This is a genomic window from Stenotrophomonas sp. TWI700 (genome assembly GCF_039673645.1).
Classification (GTDB): Bacteria; Pseudomonadota; Gammaproteobacteria; order Xanthomonadales; family Xanthomonadaceae; genus Stenotrophomonas; species Stenotrophomonas maltophilia_AA.
This window is the reverse complement of record NZ_JBDJMB010000035.1, coordinates 14567-29911: the sequence shown is the minus strand read 5'-3', so window position 1 is coordinate 29911 and position 15345 is coordinate 14567. Positions and strand designations below refer to the sequence as shown.

General features: G+C 67.7%; 9 protein-coding genes. 8 read left to right on the top strand and 1 reads right to left on the bottom strand.

Annotation, left to right across the window (positions count from 1 at the left end; all coding sequences use genetic code 11):
• The first annotated feature begins 753 nt into the window (after positions 1-753).
• Together smc and zipA are read left to right on the top strand one after the other, a co-directional pair.
• Positions 754-4257 (top strand): chromosome segregation protein SMC, encoded by a 3504-nt coding sequence (gene smc, locus ABE473_RS17195; protein WP_346490337.1) that lies wholly within the window; start codon positions 754-756, stop codon positions 4255-4257.
• A gap of 47 nt (positions 4258-4304) precedes the next feature.
• Positions 4305-5042 carry a cell division protein ZipA gene (gene zipA, locus ABE473_RS17190; protein ID WP_176990898.1) on the top strand — a complete coding sequence of 246 codons (738 nt, stop codon included), beginning with the start codon at positions 4305-4307 and terminating at the stop codon, positions 5040-5042.
• 91 nt (positions 5043-5133) lie between these two features.
• On the opposite strand, the gene ABE473_RS17185 is transcribed toward zipA, so the two are convergent.
• Positions 5134-6255: a pyridoxal phosphate-dependent aminotransferase gene (locus ABE473_RS17185; protein ID WP_346490336.1), complete on the bottom strand. Its 1122-nt coding sequence runs from the start codon at positions 6253-6255 to the stop codon at positions 5134-5136.
• 126 nt (positions 6256-6381) lie between these two features.
• Between ABE473_RS17185 and ligA the strand changes: the two genes are divergently transcribed.
• The 6 genes from ligA to gyrA all read left to right on the top strand — a co-directional run bounded on the left by ligA (position 6382) and on the right by gyrA (position 15197).
• Positions 6382-8844 (top strand): NAD-dependent DNA ligase LigA, encoded by a 2463-nt coding sequence (gene ligA / locus ABE473_RS17180; protein WP_346490335.1) that lies wholly within the window; start codon positions 6382-6384, stop codon positions 8842-8844.
• Positions 8845-8896: 52 nt separating this feature from the next.
• Positions 8897-9382 (top strand): GNAT family N-acetyltransferase, encoded by a 486-nt coding sequence (locus ABE473_RS17175; RefSeq protein ID WP_346490334.1) that lies wholly within the window; start codon positions 8897-8899, stop codon positions 9380-9382.
• Positions 9379-10323, top strand: a complete 945-nt coding sequence (epmA, locus tag ABE473_RS17170; protein WP_346490333.1) for an EF-P lysine aminoacylase EpmA — start codon at positions 9379-9381, stop codon at positions 10321-10323. The genes ABE473_RS17175 and epmA overlap by 4 nt, the downstream gene beginning before the upstream one ends.
• Positions 10324-10433: 110 nt before the next feature.
• On the top strand, positions 10434-11156 hold the full coding sequence (locus tag ABE473_RS17165; protein ID WP_346490332.1) for a DUF3011 domain-containing protein: 723 nt from the start codon (positions 10434-10436) through the stop codon (positions 11154-11156).
• A gap of 43 nt (positions 11157-11199) precedes the next feature.
• Positions 11200-12261 (top strand): S-methyl-5-thioribose-1-phosphate isomerase, encoded by a 1062-nt coding sequence (gene mtnA / locus ABE473_RS17160; RefSeq protein ID WP_346490331.1) that lies wholly within the window; start codon positions 11200-11202, stop codon positions 12259-12261.
• Positions 12262-12497: 236 nt separating this feature from the next.
• The gene (gene gyrA, locus ABE473_RS17155) at positions 12498-15197 is read left to right on the top strand and encodes a DNA gyrase subunit A (protein ID WP_346490330.1); all 2700 of its coding nucleotides are present in this window, start codon (positions 12498-12500) and stop codon (positions 15195-15197) included.
• Positions 15198-15345 lie beyond the last annotated feature (148 nt).

Sequence of the window (15345 nt, the reverse complement as noted above, 5' to 3'; positions counted from 1 at the left end):
GCCCGGGACCCGCCGTGAACCCGTCCATGGGGGCTCGTAATGCGCCATCCATGGCGCCTTACGGTCCCGGGCCGGGCTACCCGGCACCCTCCAGCGTGGTTTCCGGTGCGGCGGTTGGGAGGGCAGGGCAACCTCAGCGTTCCAGGGCACGTGGGGTCTGCGCCATTGGGGTGATAGACGGCCGGCTTGGGTAGATCCACGCCATGCGTGGATGCTCCAGGTTCCAGGTGTCGCCCCAGCCACGCATGGCGTGGCTCTACCCCCGTTCCCGCGCGTCGGCGGTGGCGGGTCAGCTCGGGTCAGCTCGCCCAGCTCGGCCAGCGTGGGTCCGGTTCGGGCTGTTCCGCTTTGGCTGTTCCGCTTTGGCTGTTCCCCCGCACACCAGCCCTGTGTCTACGGGATGGCGTGGGTGGGGTGGCGGGACCGTAAGGCGCCATGGATGGCGCATTACGAGCCCCCATGGACGGGTTCACGGCGGGTCCCGCGACCCCACCCACGCCGTCCCGCCTCGGGCTACCCGAAATCTGGCTTCCGCTTTGGCTCCAGCTCCAGCTCCAGCTGCAGCTCCAGCTCCAGCTGCCGCAAGGTCCACCCCCGCAGCCCGCTGAACACCCGCCCCGTTATACTCAAGCTATCGCGTCGCCCCCGGGGCCATTGAAACCCTGCAACATCAATGGCTTGAAGGGTAAATCCGCTCCGTAATCCACCATGGTGGGGGTCGCTTCAGGCCTTCGCCCGGAAAACCATCACGCCATGCGTCTGTCCACGATCAAGCTGTCCGGATTCAAATCCTTCGTCGATCCGACCACGCTGCACCTGCCGACCAACATGACCGGCGTGGTGGGCCCCAATGGCTGTGGCAAATCGAACATCATCGACGCCGTGCGCTGGGTCATGGGCGAAAGCTCCGCCAGCCGCCTGCGCGGCGACTCGCTCACCGACGTCATCTTCTCCGGCTCCTCCGCCCGCAAGCCCGTCTCGCAGGCCGTCGTCGAACTGATCTTCGACAACACCGACCACACCATCACCGGCGAATACGCCTCGTTCAACGAGATCTCGGTCAAGCGTACCGTCAGCCGCGACGGCAGCAGCAACTACTACCTCAACGGCACCAAGTGCCGCCGGCGCGACATCACCGATCTGTTCCTGGGTACCGGCCTGGGGCCGCGCAGCTACTCGATCATCGAGCAGGGCATGATCAGCAAGATCATCGAGGCCCGCCCCGAAGACCTGCGTGTGTACCTCGAAGAAGCCGCCGGCATCTCCAAGTACAAGGAACGCCGCAAGGAGACCGAGACCCGCATCCGGCATACCCGCGAGAACCTGGATCGTCTCGGCGACCTGCGCGAGGAAATCGGCAAGCAGCTCGAGCACCTCAAGCGCCAGGCCCGCCAGGCCGAGCAGTACCAGGCGCTGCAGGAAGAGCGCAAGGTCAAGGATGCCGAGTGGAAGGCGCTGGAATACCGCGGTCTGGACGGTCGCCTGGGCGGACTGCGCGAAGCGCTGTCGCGCGAAGAAACCCGCCTGCAGCAGCTGATCGCCGAGCAGCGCGATGCCGAGGCCCGGATCGAAACCAGCCGGCTGCGCCGCGAAGAAGCGTCCGATGCGCTCAACACCGCGCAGGCCGAGGTCTACCAGGTCGGCAGCACGCTGGCGCGCCTGGAGCAGCAGATCCAGCACCAGCGCGAAATGTCGCAGCGACTCAACAAGGCGCGCGATGAAGCACAGCAGGCGCTGGCCGATCTGGGTCAGCACATCAGCGGCGATGAGGCCAAGCTGATGGTGCTGCGCGAGGCGGTGGACGATGCCGAGCCGCGCCTGGAGCAGCTGCAGGAAGAAAACGAAATCAAGCAGGAAGCCCTGCGCGATGCCGAGGCCCGTCTGGCCGATTGGCAGCAGCGGTGGGAAAGCCATACCCGCAGCACTTCCGAGGCCTCGCGTGCCGGCGAAGTCGAACGCACCCGCGTGGACTATCTGGACCGCCAGGTGCTCGAAGCGGACCGTCGCCGCGAATCGCTGCAGGCCGAACGCGCCGGGCTGGACCTGGACGCGCTCGCCGAGGTGTTCGAGGAGCTGCACATCCAGCACGAGACCCAGAAAGCCTCGCTGGATGTGCTCAACGAGCAGGTCGAAGAACGCAAGATCGCCGTGGCCGGGCTGCAGGATCGCCAGCGCACCGGGCAGACCGAGCTGGCCGAGATCCGCAAGCAGGCCCAGGCCGCCCGCGGCCGGCTGTCGTCGCTGGAAACCCTGCAGCAGGCCGCACTGGGCCAGGAGCAGGGCGCTGCCGTGGCGTGGCTGCAGGCACGCGGGCTGGATTCGGGCGCACGCGTCGGCGAGCGCCTGACCGTGGAGAGTGGCTGGGAAAACGCCGTGGAAAGCGCGCTCGGTCAGCTGATCGAAGGCGTGCTGGTCGATGCCCCCGAATCGCTGGTGGACGCGCTGGGCGAACTCGGCGAAGGCCGTATCGCGCTGGTCTCGGCCGAGCAGGACGCGCTGACCGTCGCGCCGACCTCGCTGGCCGCGAAAGTGCAGGGCCCGACCGCGATCCGTCGCCTGCTCGCGCGCCTGCATGCCGCCGAGGATCTCGAGGCGGCGCGTGCGCTGCAGGCAACGCTCGGCGAGGGCGATTCGGTGATCACCCGTGGCGGTGAGCGCTTGGGCGAGGGCTGGGTGCGGGTGTCGCGCTCCGGCGCGGCCAAGCAGGGCGCGCTGCTGCGTGAGCGCGAGATCGTCACCCTGCGCGAGCAGATTGAAACCCTGCAGGATCGCGAAGCCGCGCTGGAGCAGCAGTTGGCGAGCTTCCGCGACCAGTTGCTGGCCGGCGAGCAACAGCGCGAAGACGCGCAGCGCCAGTTGTATCTGGCCCACCGCAGCGTCTCCGAACTGGGTGGGCAGCTGCAGAGCCAGCAGGGCAAGGTGGAAGCCGCACGCACCCGCATCGATCGCATCGAAGGCGAACTGGTGCAGCTGCTGGAAACGCTGGATGCCGGTCGTGAGCAGGTGCGCGAAGCACGCTCGCGCCTGGACGACGCGGTCACCAGCATGGGCGATCTGGAATCGGTACGGGCGGCGCTGGAAGGCGAGCGGCGCCAGCTCACCGATGCCCGTGACCAGGCCCGCGACCAGGCGCGCAACGTTCGTGAAGCGGCGCATTCGCTGGCCTTGACCCTGGAATCGCAACGCGCGCAGATGGCCTCGCTCAGCCAGGCGCTGGAGCGCATGAGCACGCAGCGCGGGCAGTTGGATACCCGGTTGGGCGAACTGCATTCGCAGCTCGACGAAGGCGATTCCCCGGTCAAGACGCTGGAAGCCGAACACCAGAACGCATTGGGCGAGCGCGTGCGCGCCGATCGCGTGCTGGGTGAGGCCCGCACCCTGCTGGACGGCATCGATGCCGAACTGCGTACGTTCGAACAGACCCGCCACCAGCGCGACGAACAGGCGCTGGCGCAGCGCGAGCGGATTTCCCAGCGCAAGCTGGACCAGCAGGCGCTGGTGCTCAGTGCCGACCAGCTGTCGGCGTCGGTGGAGAAAGCCGGCTTCGTGCTGCAGGACGTGATCAACGGGCTACCCGAAGATGCGCGCGTCACCGACTGGGAGCAGGCCGTGCACCAGATCGATGGCCGCATGCGCCGCCTGGAGCCGGTCAACCTGGCCGCCATCCAGGAATACGGCGAGGCTTCGCAGCGTTCGGAGTATCTGGACGCGCAGAACACCGACCTCACCACCGCGCTGGAAACGCTGGAAGACGCGATCCGCAAGATCGACCGCGAGACCCGCGGCCGCTTCAAGGACACCTTCGATCGCGTCAACGCCGGCGTGCAGCAGCTGTATCCGCGCCTGTTCGGTGGTGGCCACGCGTACCTGGAACTGACAGGTGAAGACCTGCTCGACACCGGTGTTGCGATCATGGCGCGGCCGCCGGGCAAGCGGGTTTCGAGCATCTCGCTGCTGTCCGGTGGCGAGAAGGCGATGACCGCGGTGGCGCTGGTGTTTGCGATCTTCCAGCTCAACCCGGCCCCGTTCTGCCTGCTGGACGAGGTGGACGCGCCGCTGGACGAAGCCAACGTCGGTCGCCTGGCCAACATGGTCAAGGAAATGAGCGAGAAGGTTCAGTTCCTGTTTGTGAGCCACAACAAGGCCACGATGGAAGCAGCACACCAGCTGTCCGGCGTGACCATGCGCGAACCGGGCGTCAGCCGACTGGTCAGTGTCGACCTGGAGGAAGCCGCACGATTGGCGGGCGCGGCGTGACGTGCCATCCTTAAGTACCTGAATGATTTAGCCGGAGAACCTCCCGAATGTCCGACATGGCACTGCTCCGCATCGGCATCCTGGCCGCCGGCCTGCTGTTGATCGCTGCGATCTTCCTGTTTGGCCGTCCGAAAAAGAAAGTGCAGGGCCGCCGCGTCGAGGGTGCCGAAGGCGCCAACGGCCAGCGCCGCGAGCCCGTGCTGGGTGACGGCGAGAGCCCGGTCGACGGCGCTGCGCCCGTGGTGGGCGAAGACGGCGTGACCCAGCCCGAACTCGGCCTGCCCGAGGTGGATGCCGGTCCGGCCAGCGACCTGGGCAAGCGCACCACCCAGGATTTCGACAAGATCGTCTCGCTGTTCGTTGCCGCCCGCGCAGGCGAGCAGCTGCGGGGCGAAGACATCGTGGTCGCGGCCGAAAAGACCGGCCTGGTATTCGGCCATATGAATGTCTTCCACCGCCTGGTCGAAGGCCACCCCGAGCGCGGCCCGATCTTCTCGATGGCCAGCATCATGAAGCCGGGCAGTTTCGACATGGCCAACATCCGCGAGATGGAAACGCCGGCGATCGCCTTCTTCCTGACCCTGCCGGCGCCGCTGACCGCGCTGGATGCCTGGGAAAAGATGCTGCCGACCGTGCAGCGCATGGGCGAACTGCTCGATGGCGTGGTGCTCGATGACAGCCGCAACGCCTTGGGCCGCCAGCGCATCGCGCACATCCGCGACGAGCTGCGTGCCTACGACCGCCAGCACCAGGCCCCGCCGCTGACCAAAGCCCCGCGTTGGTGAACCCAGCGCGGTTTGGCGGGGACGTGGACCAGCACCGGTAGGTATCGACCGGTGGTCGATACGCACACCGGCCGACACGCAACGGTCGGCCCTAGCCGTTCTCGCTGACCACCGCTTCGAACGCCTCACGGAACCGCGCCATCTCGGCCTCGGTCCCCACTGTCACCCGCACCCGCTGCGGCCAGATCGGCCAGCTGCGCCCGATCACCACGCCGCGCGCGGCCATGGCAGCGGAGAACGCGGCGCCGTCGCGCTGCACGTCGACCACGAAACAGTTCGCCTCCGAAGGCACGCACGCAAAGCCGCGCTGGCCCAGCCAGCGGACGGTGTTCTGCCGCACCAGTGCATTGTCCGCCTTGCGCTGTGCGACCAGCCCGGGATCGCGCAGGCTCGCCAGCCCTGCCGCCATCGCGGTCACCGGCAGCGGGTTGTCGCCCAGGCTGGCCAGTTCCTTCAAGCGGTCCGGATGCGCCGCGGCCACGCCCAGGCGCAGGCCGGCCATGCCGTAGAGCTTGGAGAAGGTGCGCAGCACGATCACATCGTCGCGCTGCATCACCTGGCCGATCACCGAGCGCTGCTCGCTGTACTGCAGGTAGGCCTCATCCACCAGCACCCGAGTCTTCGCCGGCTTGTGGGCGAGCAGCCAGGCGATGTCGGCCGCCGGAGTGATCGAGCCGGTGGGATTGTTGGGGTTGCACAGGTACAGCAGGCCGGCATCCACCTTCGCGGCTGCCGCTGCCATCGCCCGCACATCGTGTGCACCATCGCCGCGCGGCGGAACCTTGGCCACGGTCGCGCCCCGCGCGGCGGCGAGATCGCCGAGTGCCTCGAAGGTGGGATCGGCAACGACCAGCCCTGCAGCGGGCGAGGTCCACAGCACCGCCGCCCGGTTCAGCGGCTCGCTCGAGCCCGGATACAGCCGCACGTGATCCTTGCCGATGCCTTCCTGCTGGGCGAACAGGTCGCGCAGTTCGCCGGCCAGGCCGAACAGATAGCGCCCGCTGCTGGTGACGATGTCGCGTGCCGCTGCCTGCGCGGCAGGCGATGGCCCGTACGGGCATTCGTTGAAGTTGAGCAGCACCGGTCCGCCGGCGTGCGGAAGGGCGCGCGCAGGTGCGGCCGACGTGGGCACCATGCCGAGGCCGGACAACGCCAGGCCGGTACCGGCCAGCTGCAGGAAAGAGCGACGGGACGCGGCGAGGGCAGGGGTCACGGGACACCGGAAACGAGGGGTTCGGCGCACGCTAGCGCCCCTGCGGATCGGCGGCAAGCGTTCTTCACCGCGCGCAGGCGCGGGGGGAGGGGTAAAATTGAATGCCCCACCAGGATTGCCTTCCGCATGACCCCCAGTCCCGCCGCACGTGCCGACGTCCTGCGCCGCCAGATCGAGGATGCCGGCAAGGCATACCACGAGCGCGACGAGCAGCTGATCCCCGACGTCGAGTACGACCTGCTGGTGCGTGAGCTGGAAGCGATCGAGCAGGCGCACCCGGAACTGGCCCGCGCCGATTCTCCGACCCGGCAGGTCGGTGGCAAGGCGTCCTCGCGCTTCGCCGAGGTCCGCCATGCGGTGCCGATGCTGTCGCTGGGCAATGCGTTCAGCGATGAGGAGGTGCAGGATTTCGTGCGCCGCATCGGCGAGCGCCTGCGCCGCAGCACGCTGTATTTCTCCGCCGAACCCAAGCTCGACGGCCTGGCGATCAGCCTGCGCTACGAGAACGGCCGGTTCGTGCAGGGCGCGACGCGGGGCGATGGAGCCACCGGCGAAGACGTCAGTGCGAACCTGCGCCAGATCGCCGTGATCCCGCAGACCTTGAAAGGCGCCGGTTGGCCCGACGTGCTGGAAGTGCGTGGCGAGGTCTACATGGCCCGTGCCGATTTCGAGGCCTACAACGCCGATGCACGCCTGCATGACGGCAAGGTGCTGGCCAATCCGCGCAACGCCGCTGCCGGGTCGCTGCGCCAGCTTGATCCGAAGATGAGCGCCAAGCGGAAGCTCAGTTTCTACGCCTATGGCATCGGCCAGGTCGACGGCGGTGAACTGCCGGCCACGCATTCGGCCACGCTGGCCCAGCTGCGCGAGTGGGGCTTCCCGGTCAGCGATCTGTGCCAGGTGGTGGAAGGCGCGGACGGACTGCTCGCCTATTACCGTGACATCGGTGAGCGCCGCGATGGGTTGGCGTTCGATATCGACGGCGTGGTCTACAAGCTCGACGATCGCGTCGGCCAGGAACAGATGGGCTTCGTCGCCCGTGCGCCGCGCTGGGCGATCGCGCACAAGTTCCCGGCGCAGGAACAGACCACCACGGTGGAGGCGATTGAAATCCAGATCGGCCGCACCGGCGCGGCGACGCCGGTCGCGCGCCTGGCGCCGGTCGCGGTCGCGGGGGTGATCGTCTCCAACGCGACGCTGCACAATGCCGACCAGATCGCGCGCCTGGATGTCCGCGTGGGCGACACGGTGATCGTGCGTCGCGCCGGCGATGTGATCCCCGAAGTTGTCAGCGTGATCGCCGACCGCCGCCCTGCCGGGACCCGGCCGTGGCAGATGCCGTCGCAGTGCCCGGTGTGCGGTTCGGAGATCGTCCGCGAAGAGGGCGAGGCGGCCTGGCGCTGCTCGGGTGAGCTGAGCTGCCCGGCGCAGCGCAAGGAAGCCATCGCGCACTTCGCCTCGCGTCGCGCGATGGATATCGATGGCCTGGGCGGCAAGTACATCGAGACGCTGGTCGACGCCGGCATCGTGCGCGGTGTGGCCGATCTGTATCGTCTGCAGCGCGACCAGCTGCTGCAGCTCAAGCTGGTGCTGGATGCCGAGTCGCCCGAGGCGCTGGCCAGCCAGGTCGGCCTGCACCTGCCGCCGGAAGGCAGTGGCGAGTACCTCCGCAGCCTGCTCAAGCTGGACGGCAGCGACGAGGCGTGGCGCGCGCAGGCGCTGGCGATGCCGGCCACCTTCACCTGGAACACGAAGAAGATCGCGACCAAGTGGGCCGACAATCTGATCGCCGCGATCGATGCCAGCCGCACCACCACGCTGGAGCGCCTGCTGTTCGCGCTGGGCATCGAGCACGTCGGCGAGAGCACCGCCAAGGCCCTGGCGACCTGGTTCGGTGATCTCGAGCTGATCCGCCATCTGCCGTGGCCGCTGTTCAAGCGCGTGCCGGACATCGGTGGTGAGGTCGCGCGCTCGCTCGGCCACTTCTTCGAGCAGGCCGGCAACCAGGAGGCGATCGATGCGCTGCTGCAGGTCGGCCAGGTCCGCATCAGCGATGTGCATCCGCCGATCGCCAAGCTGCGCGAGGGGCTGGATTTCGCGCAGTTGCTGGTTGAAGCGGAGATTCCGGGGATCACCCGTCTGCGCGCCGAGAAGCTGGTCGCCATGCTGCCGGACGCGGCCTCGGTGCTGGATGCCGAGCCGGTGCGTTTCGTGGCGGCCGGGCTGCCCAACGAGGTGGCACTCGGACTGGCCGACTGGCTGGACAGCGACGGCCATGGCCCGATGCTGCTCAAGGCCGAGGACTACCGCCGGAAGCTGCTCGCCCTGGCGCCGGAACAGGCCGAGCAGGCCGCGGGCCCGCTGGAAGGGCAGACCGCCGTGCTGACCGGCACGCTGGCGCAGATGAATCGCGATGAGGCCAAGGCACGGCTGGAAGCGCTGGGCGCCAAGGTGGCCGGCAGTGTGTCGAAGAAGACCTCCTTCGTGGTCGCCGGTGCCGAGGCGGGTTCCAAACTGACCAAGGCGCAGGAACTGGGCGTGCCGGTCTGGGACGAAGACCAGCTGGTGGCCTTCCTCGCGCAGCACTGAATCTGTCGCGGGGCCGCCGTGCCCCGCGATCCGTCCTTCAAAGAGAACCCGCATGCATACCGTCCCCCTCGATTTTCGCCTGGCCACCGTGGCCGACACCGAGCTGCTGATCGGGCTGATGCGTGATTTCTATGCCGAAGACAAACTCGATTTCGACGACAACCGCGTGCGCAGGGCCCTGGCGTCGCTGCTGGACGATCCGCGTAACGGCGAAGTGCTGTTGTGGCTGGACGAAGCGGGCAGCGTGGTCGGCTACGGCGCGCTGGCGATGGGGTTCAGCCTGGAGCAGGGCGGTCACTTCGCGCTGCTGGACGAGTTGTACCTGAGCCATGCCGCACGCGGCCGCGGCCGCGGCAAACAGGCGCTGGCCATCCTGGAACAGCGTGCGAACGCACGCGGGGTGGAGCGCATGCGGCTGGAAGTGAACCACCACAACGAACTCGCGCGCCGGTTGTACCTGGCGACCGGGTATGTCGACGACACCCGCGACCTGCTGACCCTGCCGCTTGCGCAGCGCCTGAAGGACGCACGCGCATGATCGCTGCGCTGCGCCAGCGTGCCGCGCTCAACGCGCTGATCCGCAGCTTCTTCGCCGCGCGTGACGTACTGGAGGTGGAAACGCCGATCCTGTCCGCCGCTGGCAACACCGAGCCGAACATCGACAGCTTCCATACCCGTTTCAGCGGGCATGTCGATGCAGGCACGCCGCAGCGCTGGCTGCGCACTTCGCCGGAGTTCCCGCTCAAGCGGCTGCTCGCCGCGGGGGTGGGCGACTGCTACGAACTGGGCCGCGTGTTCCGCAACGGCGAGGCCGGTGGTCGCCACAATCCCGAGTTCACCATGCTGGAGTGGTATCGGGTGGGCTGGAACCATCACCGTCTGATCGACGAGACCGCCACCCTGGTGCGCGATGCGCTGCGGCTGGTGCAGCGCGAGGCCACGCTGCAGGTGATCGATTACCGCGCGCTCTACCAGCAGCACGTCGGGCTGGACCCGTTCGAGGCGACGCTGGAACAGCTGCAGGCGCCCTTGTCCGCCGTGCGCATCGACGCCGGGGGATTGACCCGCGATGACTGGCTCGATCTGCTGATGACCCACTGCATCCAGCCGCATTTCCGTGACGACGCGATGACGGTGGTCCATGACTGGCCGGCGACCCAGGCAGCGTTGGCGAGGATCCGTCCGGGCACGCCGCCGCTGGCGGAGCGCTTCGAGCTCTACCTGGGCAGCGTGGAACTGGCCAACGGCTATCACGAGCTGAACCATGCGGCTGAACAGCGTGCGCGCTTCGAGCGCGACCATGCGATCCGCACGGCACGTGGCGATGTACTGCCGCCGCTGGATGAACACCTGCTGGCGGCCCTGCCGGCGCTGCCCGATTGCGCGGGCGTGGCGGTCGGCGTGGATCGCCTGTTGATGGCGATGAACCGCACCGGCCGGATCACCGATGTGCTGGCCTTCGATTTCGCCCGGGCCTGAGGTGTATTTGACGCATTCGCGTCTTGCACGGGGTGCATGATGATGCTCTGATCACACGGGATGTCCGAAGGTGGTCATGTGATCGTTCAGGCGTGGCGGGGATCGTGTTGATGAAGCTGTTGGTAGGCGCGGGCGTGCCCCTGTGGCCGGTGTTGCTGTGGACTGCGCTGATGTCCGAAACGGCCTTGGCGCAGGCGGGCGGGTATGCAGGCCAGGTCGTGCGTTGCGAATCCCGCGACATGGAGTGGGTGCATTGCGATGTGCCGACCGAAGGCGGCGTGGATCTGATCCGCCAACTGTCCGACAACAGCTGCGTGCGTGGCTCGGAGTGGGGCACCGATCGCTCCGGCGTGTGGGTCACCCTGGGCTGCCGTGCCGAGTTCCGCGCGCGGACCGCGGCGGCCGCGCCGCGCGCCGATGGCGAACGCCGCATCCGCCGCGTGGTCCGCTGCGAATCCAATGGCCGTCCGCAGAACTGCCCGGTCGTGCTGCAGGGGGCGCCGGTCCGGCTGCTTCGCCAGCTCACCTCGCTGCCCTGCCGCGAAGGACACAGCTGGGGCTACCGCCGCAACGAAATCTGGGTGACCCGTGGCTGCCAGGGCGAGTTCGAAGTCGGCGCCGCCGATGGCACTGGCTTCCTCAACGTGCCGCGCATCCTCGTCTGTGAATCCAAGTCGCGCCAGCGGCGCTTCTGCGGCGCAGGCATCACCCACGGCGTCACCCTCAACAAGCAGCTCTCCGGCAGCCCGTGCGAGCAGGGCAGCAGCTGGGGCTGGGACAGCCGCGGCGTGTGGGTGGACAAGGGCTGCCGCGCCGAATTCGCGGTCAACTGAGCGCCCGATTCCGCGTGCAACGGTGCGCCGTTACAATGGCCGCATGAACGCATCCACCGACATCGATTACGCCCGCTACGACCATATCCGCCCGATCCTGTGGACCGGCGAGAGCCTGCAGCTGCTCGACCAGCGCAAACTGCCGTTCATCGTCGAGCACGTGGAGTGCCGCGACAGCGACGCGGTCGCCGAGGCCATCCACGCGCTGACCGTGCGCGGCGCGCCCGCGATCGGCATCGCCGCCGCCTGGGGCGTGGTGCTGGCGGCCAACGAGGTCCAGGCCGATGACGGTGCGCAGGCCCTGCTGAAGCTCGAACCGGCCCTGCAGCGGCTCAACGCCTCCCGCCCGACCGCGGTGAACCTGGCCTGGGCGCTGGCCCGGATGCGCCGCGCGCTGGCCCCGGCCGGTAGCGACTGGCGCCAGGTGCTGGCCGCCGAGGCCCAGGCCATCGCCGAAGAAGACCTTGCCGCCAACCGCCACATGGGCGCACTGGGCGCCGGCCTGATCGATGCAGGCAGCGGGGTGCTCACGCATTGCAACACCGGCTCGCTGGCCACCGCCGGTTTCGGTACCGCCCTGGGCGTGATCCGCGCGGGCATGGCCCAGCACCGCATCGCGCGCGTGTTCGCCGGCGAGACCCGGCCGTGGCTGCAGGGCGCGCGCCTGACCGTCTGGGAGCTGCAGCAGGACGGCATCGACGCCACCCTGATCGCCGACTCGGCGGCCTCGCACCTGATGAAGACCGGGGCGGTGCAGTGGGTCATCGTCGGTGCGGATCGCATCTGCGCCAACGGCGATACCGCCAACAAGATCGGCACCTACCAGCTGGCCATCGCCGCCCGCCACCACGGGGTGAAGTTCATGGTCGTGGCGCCGTCCTCGACGGTGGACATGGACACCGCCGATGGCGAGCAGATCGAGATCGAACAGCGCGACCCGGGCGAGCTCTACGGCGTGGGCGGCACCCGCACCGTCGCCGAGGGCATCGCGGCCTGGAACCCGGTTTTCGACGTCACCCCGGGCAGCCTGATCGATGCCATCGTGACCGAGCGCGGGGTGATCCTGAACCCGACGGTGGCCAATATGCAGGCCGCGTTCGGCTGAGGGCTGCTGCGGCGCGTGCCACGACCGACGGTCGTGGCCTACCCGGGGGTGCGTCGCGCGGGTTGCCTCCCCACAACGCCCCCGTAAGTTCCTGATTCTTGCCGGTAAAACGCCCGTAAAAGCAGGCGGAGAACGGCCCGCTGTGGTAGAATCCAACGGTTAATCGAGATTCCGGCGCAACCGCCCCGAAAGGGCGGCCGCGACGGACTGGACCGCTACCAGACAACGGAACCCGAATGGCAGAAACCGCCAAGGAAATCATCCAGGTCAACCTGGAAGACGAGATGCGCAAGAGTTACCTCGATTACGCGATGAGCGTGATCGTGGGGCGCGCACTCCCGGATGCGCGCGATGGCCTCAAGCCGGTGCATCGCCGCGTGCTGTTCGCGATGAGTGAGTTGAACGCGCACAGCAACAAGCCTTACTTCAAGTCGGCCCGTATCGTCGGTGACGTCATCGGTAAGTACCACCCGCATGGCGATCAGTCGGTGTACGACACGCTGGTGCGTCTGGCGCAGCCGTTCTCGCTGCGCTACATGCTGGTCGATGGCCAGGGTAACTTCGGTTCGGTCGACGGCGATTCCGCCGCTGCGATGCGATACACCGAAGCGCGCATGTCGCGGCTCACCCATGAGCTGATGGCGGACATCGACAAGGAAACCGTCGATTTCCAGCCGAACTACGACGAAAAGGAACTGGAGCCGACGGTCATGCCGACCCGGTTCCCGAACCTGCTGGTCAATGGTTCGGCCGGTATCGCGGTGGGCATGGCGACCAACATCCCGCCGCACAACCTGACCGAGTCGATCAACGCCTGCATCGCGCTGATCGACAACCCCGAGATCGACGTCGACGGCCTGATGGAGTACATCCCGGGTCCGGACTTCCCGACCGCGGGCATCATCAACGGCACCGCCGGCATCGTCGCCGGGTACCGGACCGGGCGGGGCCGTGTGCGCATCCGCGCCAAGGCCGAGGTCGAAGTGGCTGACAACGGCCGCGAATCGATCATCGTCACCGAGATCCCGTACCAGGTGAACAAGGCCCGGTTGATCGAGAAGATCGCCGAGCTGGTCAAGGAAAAGAAGCTCGAAGGCATCAGCGAGCTGCGCGATGAGTCCGACAAGGACGGCATGCGCATCTTCATCGAGATCAAGCGTGGCGAGTCGGCGGAAGTTGTGTTGAACAACCTCTACCAGCAGACCCAGATGGAGTCGGTGTTCGGCATCAACATGGTGGCGCTGGTCGATGGCCGCCCGCAGTTGATGAACCTCAAGCAGATGCTCGAGGCCTTCGTGCGCCACCGCCGCGAAGTGGTCACCCGCCGCACCGTGTTCGAGCTGCGCAAGGCGCGTGCGCGTGCGCACGTGCTGGAAGGCCTGACCGTCGCGCTGGCCAACATCGACGAGATGATCGAACTGATCAAGACCTCGCCGAACCCCACCGAAGCGCGCGAACGCATGCTCGCCCGCCTGTGGGAGCCGGGCCTGGTCGGCTCGATGCTGGGCGCCGCCGGCGCCGAAGCCTCGCGTCCGGATGATCTGCCCAAGGGTGTGGGCCTGCTCGAGGGCGGCTACCAGCTGACCGAGATCCAGGCGACCCAGATCCTGGAAATGCGCCTGCACCGCCTGACCGGGCTGGAGCAGGACCGCCTGACCGACGAGTACAAGCAGCTGCTGGAAGTGATCGCCGGGCTGATCGAAATCCTGGAAGATCCCGACCGTCTGCTGCAGGTCATCCGCGAAGAGCTGATCAACGTGCGCACCGAGTTCGGCGACGACCGCCGTACCGAGATCCGCCACAGCGAAGAAGACCTGGACATCCTCGACCTGATCGCCCCGGAAGACGTGGTGGTCACCCTGTCGCACGCTGGCTATGCCAAGCGCCAGCCGGTCAGCGCCTACCGGGCCCAGCGCCGTGGTGGCCGTGGCCGCAGCGCGGCGTCGACCAAGGAAGAGGATTTCATCGAGCAGCTGTGGCTGGTCAACACGCACGATACGCTGCTGACCTTCACCAGCGCCGGCAAGGTGTTCTGGCTGCCGGTGCATCAACTGCCGGAAGCCGGGTCCAACGCCCGTGGCCGCCCGATCATCAACTGGATTCCGCTGGAAGCCGGTGAGCGGGTACAGGCGGTACTGCCGGTACGCGAGTATGCCGAAGGCCAGTTCGTGTTCTTCGCCACCCGCAACGGTACGGTCAAGAAGACCCCGCTCAGCGAGTTCGCCTTCCGTCTGGCGCGCGGCAAGATCGCGATCAACCTCGATGAGGGTGATGCGCTGGTCGGCGTCGGCCTGACCGACGGTGAGCGCGACATCCTGCTGTTCGCCTCCAACGGCAAGACCGTGCGCTTCGGTGAGGACAAGGTCCGCTCGATGGGCCGTACCGCGACCGGCGTGCGCGGCATCAAGATGCCCAAGGGCGAGGAAGTGGTCAGTCTGATCGTGGCCGAGAGTGCCGGCGGCAGCGAAGACGAGAACGAGGATGAGAGCCTGGTCGACGAGACCGTGATCGACAGCGGCGATGCCGTGATCGAGAACGGAGCTGACGACGACAACGCGCTCTATATCCTGACCGCGACCGAGAACGGCTACGGCAAGCGCACCCCGCTGCCGGATTACCCGCGCAAGGGCCGTGGCACGCAGGGCGTGATCGGCATCCAGACCACCGAGCGCAACGGCAAGCTGGTGCGTGCGGTGCTGATGGGGCCGCGCGACGAAGTGCTGCTGATTTCCGACGGTGGCACCCTGGTGCGTACCCGTGGTTCGGAAATCTCGCGCGTCGGCCGCAACACCCAGGGCGTGACCCTGATCCGTCTGTCCAAGGAGGAGAAGCTCCAGGCGGTCGAACGCATGGATGCCTCGCTGGACGAGGGTGTGGAAGAAGAGGCACCGGCGGCCGTCGAGGCCAGCCCGGTGGTGGCACCGCCGGAGGCGTAAGCCACCCCGCGGGAGTCACACGGAGAACGCCGGCACACGCCGGCGTTTTTCGTTGGAGGGCAGGGACGTGCCGGGTTTCATCGTCGGCTGTGCCGACGTTGGCGACCGCCGCAAAGAACGCGCAACGTTCACGACCCCGGTGGGATAA